Below are 10,332 nucleotides of genomic sequence, written 5' to 3' on the forward strand. Positions count from 1 at the left end.
TACTATCTCTCAAGAAGTTTTTGAGAAACTTTTAAGCATGCTGTATCAGTGTGCTATTCAGAGTCAACAAGAGAGTCCTCACTATGGCTAAATTTTGTGAGGATCTCTCAGGCTTTATGCGCGGTCTCTATACAGAGGCACACTTTAATCTTGCACTTGCTGTTGAATACATATTACTACCGACAACTATGAAAGTTTTAGGTATATTGGCCACAAAGCTTGATGAAATTTTCATATCGATTTTCTGAAATCAAACCCTCTTCTTTTGCCTTAATAATAGCACAATGTGGCGTGTCTTTATGGGTACAATTTCGAAATTTGCATTGTGACAAATAGGGCCTAAATTCGGGGTAACCTCGTGCAATTTCTGTGGCATCTATGTGCCATAAACTAAACTCTCTTACACCCGGTGAATCAATTAAGGCACCGCCACTTGGCAAGTGATAATATCGTGAATTGCTGGTAGTATGTCGACCTAATTCAGACAATTCCGAAATTTCATCTATGGAGATATTGGTCTCATGGGGCAAAATGCTGGAAATAATCGATGACTTCCCCACTCCTGATTGTCCTACAAAAACGCTAATTTGATGATTTAATATGTTTTTGAGTTGTTCTAAGCCATCAGCAGAGTTTTTATTCATTAGCACAATAGGATAATTTAGTTTTCCATAATCCATGAATAATTGTTCTTTGAGGAGTTCACATGATAAATCAGTTTTATTTAATAGAATTACTGCTTGTAAATGCAGAGTTTCTGCCATAACTAAATAGCTATCAAGTAATGCCCATGATATTTCTGGCTTAGGTGCTATGACAATAATGAGTTGCGTAATATTGGCAGCAACAGGTTTTATCAGGCCAGAGCTGGTTGGTTTTCCCAAGACACTGCTTCGAGGATAAAGGCTAACTACTACACCTTGGTTAACTCCTTCAGATTGCCAAATTACCTTGTCCCCTGCAACCAGTGTCTCTAGATTAGGTCTGATAGAACAACGTATGTGTCTACCCTGAATGTCTTCTAGTTCAACGTGTTTGCTAAAGCGAGTAATGATTAAACCATCCGCCAGATCATCATAATTTTTTCTATTCTCATGATAATTTTGTTGGATTTTTTCAATACGGGCAGATTGTTGTTTACTAATACGTCTTTTACTCATAGTTCAGATCTATAATATAATCATTAAAAAATACTCTTAGCTCGAAAGAAATTTAAGGCTAAATTACTCATACAGTATGAAGGTAAATTAAATTTAATGAAAGTCTACTTAGTTGGTGGTGCTGTACGTGATCAATTATTGAATCTGCCTGTACAAGAACGTGATTGGGTTGTTGTCGGTTCTAAACCGGATGAGTTATTGGCTCGAGGATTCAGACAAGTTGGACGAGATTTTCCTGTTTTTTTGCACCCTAAAACGAGTGAAGAATATGCTTTAGCGCGAACAGAAAGAAAATCTGCACCAGGATATTACGGATTTTCCTGTAATTTCAGTAACACTGTAACCTTAGAGGAAGATTTAGCTCGCCGTGATTTAACAATTAATGCAATGGCCAGGGATGAGCAAGGACAACTTATTGACCCTTATCATGGACTTAAGGATTTAGAAGCTAAAGTACTCCGTCATGTTTCTCCAGCCTTTGTTGAAGATCCTGTGCGGGTATTGCGAATTGCTCGTTTTGCAGCACGCTTTCATCATTTAGGTTTTAAATTGGCTGATGAAACACGTTCATTGATGTATACCATGGTTCAACGAGGTGAATTGGCTCATTTGGTCGCTGAACGCGTTTGGCAGGAATGGCAAAGAAGTCTGGAAGAAAAGAATCCAGAGCAATTTATAATTACTTTACGTTCTTGCGATGCATTGCGCGTGATTTTACCAGAGATTGATGTGTTGTTTGGCATACCTAATCCGTACCATTACCATCATGAAGTAGATAGTGGTGTTCATACTTTGTTGGTTTTGCAAGCGGCAGCAACTTTAACTGCAGATCCTGTGATACGTTTTGCCGCATTAGTACATGATTTGGGTAAAGCGTTATCGCCTATGCACAATTGGCCAAGCCATCATGGCCATGAAGAACGCGGTGTTGCCATTGTTGAGACCCTGTGTTCTAGATTACGCATTCCCAATGATTATCGCGCCCTGGCAACCTTGGTTTCGCGAGTTCATTTGAACATTCACCGCTTATTTGAATTACAAGCAAGCACTATAGTAAAGATTCTCGAGCAAAGCGATGCATTTCGTCGGCCCCATCTATTCTATAATATGTTAATTGCTTGTGAATCTGATGCTGCAGGCTGTGGTCGAACTATTGATTATCGACAAAGTAAATTATGGACCTATTTGTTAACTGAATGTGCTAAAGTGAACAGCCAGGCGATCATTGCTGAAGGATATAAGGGTGAGGCAATTAAACATACCCTGCATCAAAGACGAGTGGCTTGTGTAGAATTGATATTAAACTCCTGGAAAACAAATGAAAAATAATCAAAATTTAATTTGGATAGATTTGGAAATGACAGGACTTGATCCTGAAAAAGATAGGATTATCGAACTTGCTACAGTGGTGACTGATCCTCATTTAAATATAATTGCTGAAGGACCAGTTTTTGCCATTTCTCAATCTAAAACATTGCTAGATGGTATGGATTCCTGGAATACCAGGCAACATGGACAATCCGGTTTAGTTAATCGTGTTTTGCAAAGTCAAATCAGCGAGGCACAAGCAGAACAATTAACAATTGACTTTTTAAAGAAGTATCTTGATAAAGGTAAGTCGCCGATGTGTGGTAATAGTGTGTGCCAGGATAGACGATTTTTATACAAATACATGCCAGAACTGGCTGCATTTTTTCATTACCGGAATTTGGATGTGAGCACATTAAAAGAACTAGCCATTCGTTGGCGACCAGAATTGTTAAATGGTGTAATTAAAGAATCAAAACACTTGGCCTTAGACGATATTAAAGACTCTATCGCTGAGTTAGTATATTATCGTCACCATTTTATAAATTTGTTGGATGTAAAGAAATGATACAAAGAGAGCGATTAGAATTACCTAATGATGCGGACAAGTTGTTGCTGCATTCATGCTGTGCACCTTGTTCTGGTGAGGTCATGGAGGCGCTTATTAGTTCAGAAATCAACTTTACTATCTTTTTTTATAATCCGAATATTCACCCAATTCAAGAATATGAAATTAGGAAAAACGAAAACATTAGTTTTGCTCAGAAACATAATATTCCATTCATTGACGCGGACTATGACAAAGATAATTGGTTTGCTCGTGCCAAGGGTTTAGAATGGGAGCCCGAGCGCGGTAAACGATGCACCATGTGCTTTGATATGCGTTTTGAACGAACGGCTTTATATGCTCATGAGCATGGTTTTCCCGTTATCAGCAGTTCGTTGGGAATTTCACGTTGGAAAGATATGAATCAAATTAATGATTGCGGAATTCGAGCGGCAAGCAAATACCCTAACCTCGAGTACTGGACTTATAATTGGCGAAAAAATGGTGGTTCAGAACGCATGTATGAGATTGCCAAGCGCGAAGAATTTTACAAACAAGAATATTGTGGGTGTGTTTATTCTTTACGTGATACGAATGCTTGGCGTAAGCAAAAAGAGCGTAACCGAATAAAAATCGGTATTAACTATTATTCTGAAGAGAAACAAGAAGATCAAAATAGCGAAGGAACGTTATGAGCACACATTCTCATGGTGACTCACATCACCACCACCATCACGGACAAAAAAATGCTACCGTGACTTATAATAAAGCGTTTACCATTTCTATAATCGCAAATGGTCTTTTTGTACTCATACAAATTGTTTTTGCTTATTTATCAAATTCGACCAGCTTATTGGCTGATGCGTTTCACAATTTAGGTGATGTCTTAGGTTTGGGTTTAGCTTGGATTGCTACAGTACTTATGAAACGAGCACCTACAATGAAAGCGACCTATGGCTTAAAAAAGACATCCATACTCTCAGCATTGGCCAATGGGATCTTGTTAGTTTTTACATGCGGCATTATTGCCACAGACGCAGTCTATAAACTGTTTTCGCCATCTGAAGTTCAAGCTTTATCTGTGATGATAGTCGCAGGTATAGGTATCGTAATTAATTCAGCCACTGCATTATTGTTTGCACATGGTTCTGAAGACCTGAATATTAGAGGTGCATATTTACATTTATTTTATGACGCCTTGGTTTCAGTAGGTGTGGTGCTGTCAGCGGCCTTGCTGTATTGGACGGGGTGGCAGTGGATAGATCCTGTGGTTGGTTTGCTGATCGCATTAGTCATCCTTAGAGGTACTTGGGCTTTATTTGCAGGTAGTTTCAGATTAATTATTGATGGGGTTCCTGATAATATTTCTTGGACTGCTGTTAGCGATTTCTTATTGAGCAAACCAGGGGTTAAAGGTTTTCATGATTTACATATTTGGGCAATGAGTACCCAAGAAAATGCGATGTCGGTTCATTTGCATATGCCTGATGATGTGCTTTCTGATGCATTAAGAGCGGAATGGGTCGAACAATTACGTCAAGAGTTTAATATTCAACATGTGACCATTCAGGTAGAAAAGACCAAGACAGATTGTAATGACGCATGCCATCACCCAAAGTTTTTATAGATAAAAATATGTTTAATTGCGCGCCGATTGGGACGTACTTGTCAATTAAAATTGGCTTTACTCCCAATTAAGTATATTTTATACAAATATCAATCTGCTCAATTTATTCGATATTCCCTATATTATTGAATTAACCTGCTAAACTATAAGACATATAACTTCTCTTCTGTGGGAAAAGAGGATGGATAAGTCTGCTGAGAATAAAGAAACTTTCTCTGATCCATTATTAGATTGTTTAGTAATTTTAACTATGTTAAATCATCGTCCTTTATCTGCAGATGTACTGCGTGCCGGATTACCTCTGGAAAATAATAGATTAACACCAGCCTTATTTATACGTGCAGCGGAACGAGTTGGATTCACAGCGCGTGTAGTCAAACGCTCCCTTTCTCATATTTCGAAATTAGTTTTACCCGTAGTGTTACTTTTAAAAAATGATGAGGCCTGTATCTTAAATAAGATCATTGATACAGAAACAGTGGAGCTTATTTTGTCTGATCATGGAGGCGGTATTCAACAAAAATCACTAGATGATTTGGAAGAAAGTTATACTGGACAAGCCATATTTATCGCTCCAGTTTTTAAATATGAAACACGTTCTGAAGCAAAGCCAAGAGAGAATATAGATAAGCTTTCCTGGTTTTGGAGTACTTTATCTCGTTATCGCTACATTTATATTCAAGTCATCCTCGCTGCATTCTTAGTTAATATTTTTAATCTAGTTATGCCGTTGTTTATCATGAATGTGTATAACCGAGTTATACCCAATAACGCCAATGTGACATTGTGGGTACTCGTTATTGGGGTTTTGATGATCAATTTTTTTGATTTTATTTTAAGGCTATTACGCGGGTATTTAATTGATGTCAGTGGAAAAAAGGCCGATGTGGTAATGGCAAGCACTTTATTCCAACAAGCAATAAGTATCCGATTGATGAATAAACCCAATTCTGTAGGCGCTTTTGTAAATAATTTGCGTGAGTTTGAAGTACTGAGAGATTTTTTTACCTCCGCAACGCTAACCACAATTATTGATTTGCCCTTTGTTATTTTGTTTTTCGTACTTATTGCTTATTTAGGCAGTTGGATTGTACTGATTCCACTTATTATCGTGCCGCTTATTTTACTCGCTGCATACATTCTTGAGAAACCAATGCGTGAAGCGGTAATAAAATCTTTGCAAGGAGCCATGCAAAAACATGCAATATTAGTTGAAACAGTAACTGCTATAGAAACGGTTAAATCCTTAAATGCTGAAGGCCAAATGCAAAAAAAATGGGAGCAATATGTTGGCACTACAGCACGAGATTCATTAAAAATGCGCTATTTCTCAAATTTGATCATCACTATTACCAATTACGGTCAACAGTTTATTACCGTCGGCATGATCGCATTAGGTGTATATATGATCGAAGAAGGAAGCATGTCCTTAGGTGGCTTAATCGCCACAAATATTTTAGCGGGAAGGATTTTAGCTCCACTTTCTTCATTGGCAGGTATTTTAACCCGGTTACAGCAAGCCAGGTTATCATTGGAAAATCTGAATGATTTGATGTCATTGCCTATTGAGCGTCCAGAAAATAAACGGTTTTTACACCTCCCCAAAATAGAAGGAACAATAGAATTCGATAAAGTCAGTTTTCAATATCCAGGTCAACAAATCCTGGCACTTGATAAAGTTTCTTTTAAAATAAAGGCAGGAGAGCGAGTCGCATTTATTGGTCGTATTGGCTCGGGTAAAAGTACCATTCAACGATTACTGCTTGGCTTATATCAACCAAAAGAAGGAAATATCTATATAGATGGCATTAACATAGAGCAACTAGACCCTGTCGACTTAAGGAAGAACATGGGCTTTGTTCCTCAAGACAGCATGTTATTCTATGGAACAGTACGAGATAATATTTCTATGGGAATGCCTTGGGCTGATGACGCAGCAATTATCAATGCAGGTTATCTTGGTGGTGTCGACCGATTTGTTAATCATCACCCCGAAGGATTTGATATGATGATTGGCGAGAGAGGGGAAGGTTTATCTGGAGGGCAACGACAATCTATTGCATTGGCTCGTGGATTGTTATCTGACCCACCGATTTGGTTATTTGATGAGCCAACCAGTGCTATGGATATGGCTACAGAACAAGAAACGATTCAGCGTTTATTAGCTCTCAAAGAAAGAAAGACCATTATTTTAGTGACACATAAAGTATCATTATTTCCTTTAGTTGAACGTCTTATTATGATGGATAATGGGCATATCATTATAGATGGCCCTAAAAATGAAGTGATCGATGTTCTGCAAAAAGCTCAAGCACTTGAGAAACAAAAGCAGTCTCAGCAGTTCTCCTCTTCAGTACCAAATCAGGAAGGGAAGTAAATATGGCTTTGAAGAAAAATAAGCAAGATAATAAATTTCTGTCAGAGGATGAGGATTTTATTTCTGACTCTAAAGCAGCGCTGTTGTCGAAAAAAACAGTGGTTGCTAACAGTATTCTTTTTATTGTTTTAATGCTTATTATTTCGGGAATAATATGGTCTTATTTTGGAATGATAGATGACGTTGTTGTCGGGGAGGGAAAAGTCATTCCTTCTTCAGAAGTTAAAATTATACAAAGTCTGGATGGTGGAATTATTAATAAGATTTTGGTTCAGGAAGGGGAAATAGTTCATCCAAACCAAATTCTAGTAACTCTAGATGATACTCGGTATAAGGCTGATTATAAAAATGGTTATCATAGATATCTCGCTCTTTCAGCCACTGTTGCTAGGCTAACGGCACAAGCTTATGGTCAGCCAAGTGTGCAGTTTTCTGCTGAGTTAAAAGAAAATGCTCCTGATCTTGTAGATAGAGAAAATTATTTATTCAAAACTCAACTCGACTCGCTTCATTCAGAATTAGATAATTTACAACACTATTTAGAACTTGCTAAAGAACGAACCAAAATGTATGAAAGGTTAACGGTCAAAGGATATGCATCTAAAGCAGAATATATTCGTACTCAGGAAATTATTGCGGAAATTCAACAAAAAATATTAGAGAAAAAAAATCAATATCAAAATACTGCATGGAGTGAGCTCAATCAGCATAAAGCAGAGTTAATGAGTTTGACTGATTCATTAGCTTCTTTAAAAGATAAAATGGTGCGTACTCAATTAAGATCACTTGTTTATGGCGTAGTTAAAAAAATCAATATTAAAACTGAGGGGGGAGTTGTAAGCCCTGGTGAAGATATTTTGGAAATTGTTCCTTTGTCAGATAAGTTACTTGTTGAGGCAAAAGTAACGCCCAAGGATATCGCTTTTATTCATACCGGGCAAAAGGTATCAGTTAAGATTACTGCTTATGATTATACAGTCTATGGTAGTTTAAATGGAGTTGTTACTTATATCAGTCCAGATGCAATTGAGGACTCAAGTAATAAGTTACCAGGGAGAGAACCAATAACTTTTTATATGATCCGTGTACAAACCGATAAAAATTATTTAGGGAATGATAAACATAAATTACCCATAATTCCTGGTATGACAGCAAATGTTTTTATTAAAACAGGCAAAAAAAGTGTTTTGGATTATATTCTTAAACCAATTTTTAAAGCCAAAGAGGAATCTTTTAGGGAAAGATAAGGGATATTACATCGTTATTTAAAAATAATTTAACTTTAATGAGTGAAAAAAGCACTTTTTGTACAAATAAATTTGAATAAAATTTAGTCAATATCTATACTTTAATTACTATATTTATGATGAAACTCCCACTACTTGAAAGTATCAGTTTGTTCAGGTGTTTAATAACGTGCAGGTACTAAGTCATGGAAGAATTAAGAACCTTGCAATATGGTTTTAGGTGTTCTTATGGCTTCCAAGATTATTCACTATAGTAATGAACAATTAATTTTGGCGCACAAAATCACTTCCTATGGTAATGCAAATTTAAATTTAACGCTCAATACAAATAAGAGTATAGGTATTGTAGGAAATGGGAATGATAATATTAAATTAACAGGAAATGATAATATTCTTGCAGTAGGTAATGGTAAAGATACGCTCTCAGTTTTAGGTGATAATAACCTTCTAATTGTCGGGAATGGCAATAATTCGGTGACACTTTCTGGTAAAAATGAGACCTTGTTTATTGGAAATGGTAATAACCTAATTAATGCCTTATCTTCATCCGGCAAGGATGTTATTACCGCAGGTAATGGAAATAACATTTTAAACCTTGGGTATGCCCATGTTGCGAATAGCATGGTTCAGCTCAGCGCCGCGAATTTTACAATAACCCTTGGTCAAGGGATTAACTCCGTCAACTCTTTAACTACGGGGAGCACGGTTATAACTTTGGGCAATAAAAGTAATAGCGTTGATGCTGGTGTTGGTTCCTCTGTTATAACAGGAGGAAATGGCGCTGATAAGATGACCTTTGAAGCTAATTTAAACGCCATTGCTCACGGAGGGGCTTCTACATATAGTGGGGGTAATGGAGTTGATGTTTTAGAACTGAAAGTAAGCTACGGACAACTTAATTCTATAGATTTTAAAAATAATGTTTTAGGTTTTAAAGCTGCTGTTGCTTCTGGAGCAGAAGCAAAAAGCTTTTTCAAATTTTCTGCCATTCCTTTAAGTGTTAAAGGATTTGAACAAATTAAGATCGTGGCTCAAGATCTCGGAGCACCTAAAGTTTCATTTACTCCAACTGCAGTTCGCGAAAGCACGGCGGGTGCTAAATTAGGTACATTATCGGCAACTGATATTGATGCTAAGGATCAGCACTACTGGTTAATTATGAACAATAATGCTAATGGCTCCCTTAAGTATGTTGTGGGAAATGAAAGTACCCAAGTTATTAAGGGTTTAACCTGGTTTAATGGAGTAAATGGGCCTGAAACTCTAAAATTAGCTGCGGGCGTAGCACTTGATAGTTCAACTCCAGGTATGTTACCTATTACAGTGGCAGTAGCGGATATCGCTCAACTACAGGCAATAAAAGCGGGTACTTTACAAGTTAGTGCATTACCAACACAAACGTACAATGTTCCTGTGATTGCAGTTCCAGTACCTCCTACCTCATTACGAGTAACAAGCCCTGGGGGAGATGAAAATACATCAATACCATTAAATATAAGCGCTGCAACACGGTATGCTGGCGATGTATTAACTTATAAAATCACGGGTGTCCCTGCTGGTGGTTCTTTATCTGCCGGGACACTAAATCAGGATGGTAGTTGGACGCTTACTGCAGCACAAATTGTTGGGTTAACTTTTAAATCCGGATTAAATCAGGTCTCAGGTTCTGTGACTCTTAATGTAATTGCTACATCTACCTCCCCCAAAGGTTTATCCGCAAGCATTCAGCAATCAATAAAGATCGGAGTTAATCCTGTTGCCGATGCTCCTATCTTAAGTACGCAAGCGGCCTCCGGGAATGAAAATACCCCCATCCCCCTTAATATAAGCGCAAAACTACCAGTGGGAGACACCACGGATGTGTTGTCAGTAAAGATTGGCAATGTTCCTATTGGCGCGACGCTAAGTTCAGGAGGGACTGTGTTGGTACGTAATACTGATGGTACTTATACCATTAATGCGAGCCAATTGAAGGGGCTTGCCATTAAGTTAAATGACCAATTGGCCAGCACCACCAAACTTGCATTAGCAATAACGGCCTACTCCACCGTAGGAACTTCAGTAGC

Annotated in this window: 8 protein-coding genes; 7 read left to right on the plus strand and 1 reads right to left on the minus strand. The window is 37.7% G+C overall.

The features are described 5' to 3' along the window. Nucleotides 1-197: 197 nt before the first annotated feature. Nucleotides 198-1,160 carry a small ribosomal subunit biogenesis GTPase RsgA gene (gene rsgA, locus DGG96_RS20140; protein ID WP_110144252.1) on the minus strand — a complete coding sequence of 321 codons (963 nt, stop codon included), beginning with the start codon at nucleotides 1,158-1,160 and terminating at the stop codon, nucleotides 198-200. Between the two features lie 96 nt (nucleotides 1,161-1,256). Between rsgA and DGG96_RS20145 the strand changes: the two genes are divergently transcribed. From DGG96_RS20145 to DGG96_RS20175, 7 genes are all read left to right on the plus strand, one after another. Further along, nucleotides 1,257-2,489 carry a multifunctional CCA addition/repair protein gene (locus DGG96_RS20145; RefSeq protein WP_110144253.1) on the plus strand — a complete coding sequence of 411 codons (1,233 nt, stop codon included), beginning with the start codon at nucleotides 1,257-1,259 and terminating at the stop codon, nucleotides 2,487-2,489. After that, nucleotides 2,479-3,036 carry an oligoribonuclease gene (gene orn / locus DGG96_RS20150; RefSeq protein WP_110144254.1) on the plus strand — a complete coding sequence of 186 codons (558 nt, stop codon included), beginning with the start codon at nucleotides 2,479-2,481 and terminating at the stop codon, nucleotides 3,034-3,036. The genes DGG96_RS20145 and orn overlap by 11 nt, the downstream gene beginning before the upstream one ends. Next, nucleotides 3,033-3,710, plus strand: a complete 678-nt coding sequence (locus tag DGG96_RS20155) for an epoxyqueuosine reductase QueH (RefSeq protein WP_110144255.1) — start codon at nucleotides 3,033-3,035, stop codon at nucleotides 3,708-3,710. Before orn ends, DGG96_RS20155 begins: the two co-directional genes overlap by 4 nt. Further along, nucleotides 3,707-4,642, plus strand: coding sequence for a cation diffusion facilitator family transporter (locus DGG96_RS20160; RefSeq protein ID WP_110144256.1), 936 nt, complete (start codon nucleotides 3,707-3,709; stop codon nucleotides 4,640-4,642). Before DGG96_RS20155 ends, DGG96_RS20160 begins: the two co-directional genes overlap by 4 nt. Before the next feature lie 181 nt (nucleotides 4,643-4,823). Beyond that, nucleotides 4,824-7,019: a type I secretion system permease/ATPase gene (locus DGG96_RS20165; RefSeq protein WP_110144257.1), complete on the plus strand. Its 2,196-nt coding sequence runs from the start codon at nucleotides 4,824-4,826 to the stop codon at nucleotides 7,017-7,019. A gap of 2 nt (nucleotides 7,020-7,021) precedes the next feature. Beyond that, on the plus strand, nucleotides 7,022-8,266 hold the full coding sequence (locus tag DGG96_RS20170; RefSeq protein WP_110144258.1) for an HlyD family type I secretion periplasmic adaptor subunit: 1,245 nt from the start codon (nucleotides 7,022-7,024) through the stop codon (nucleotides 8,264-8,266). Nucleotides 8,267-8,494: 228 nt separating this feature from the next. Continuing rightward, the coding region (locus tag DGG96_RS20175; protein ID WP_133249355.1) for an Ig-like domain-containing protein at nucleotides 8,495-10,332 on the plus strand (1,838 nt) is incomplete at its 3' end.

Source organism: Legionella qingyii, from assembly GCF_003184185.1.

What these genes read in the sequence shown, in the direction of transcription:
- DGG96_RS20160 (WP_110144256.1), top strand. Translation starts at nt 3,707, where the DNA reads ATGAGCACACATTCTCATGGTGACTCACATCACCACCACCATCACGGA.
- DGG96_RS20165 (WP_110144257.1), top strand. Translation starts at nt 4,824, where the DNA reads ATGGATAAGTCTGCTGAGAATAAAGAAACTTTCTCTGATCCATTATTA.
- DGG96_RS20145 (WP_110144253.1), top strand. Translation starts at nt 1,257, where the DNA reads ATGAAAGTCTACTTAGTTGGTGGTGCTGTACGTGATCAATTATTGAAT.
- DGG96_RS20170 (WP_110144258.1), top strand. Translation starts at nt 7,022, where the DNA reads ATGGCTTTGAAGAAAAATAAGCAAGATAATAAATTTCTGTCAGAGGAT.
- DGG96_RS20155 (WP_110144255.1), top strand. Translation starts at nt 3,033, where the DNA reads ATGATACAAAGAGAGCGATTAGAATTACCTAATGATGCGGACAAGTTG.
- orn (WP_110144254.1), top strand. Translation starts at nt 2,479, where the DNA reads ATGAAAAATAATCAAAATTTAATTTGGATAGATTTGGAAATGACAGGA.
- rsgA (WP_110144252.1), bottom strand. Translation starts at nt 1,160, where the DNA reads ATGAGTAAAAGACGTATTAGTAAACAACAATCTGCCCGTATTGAAAAA.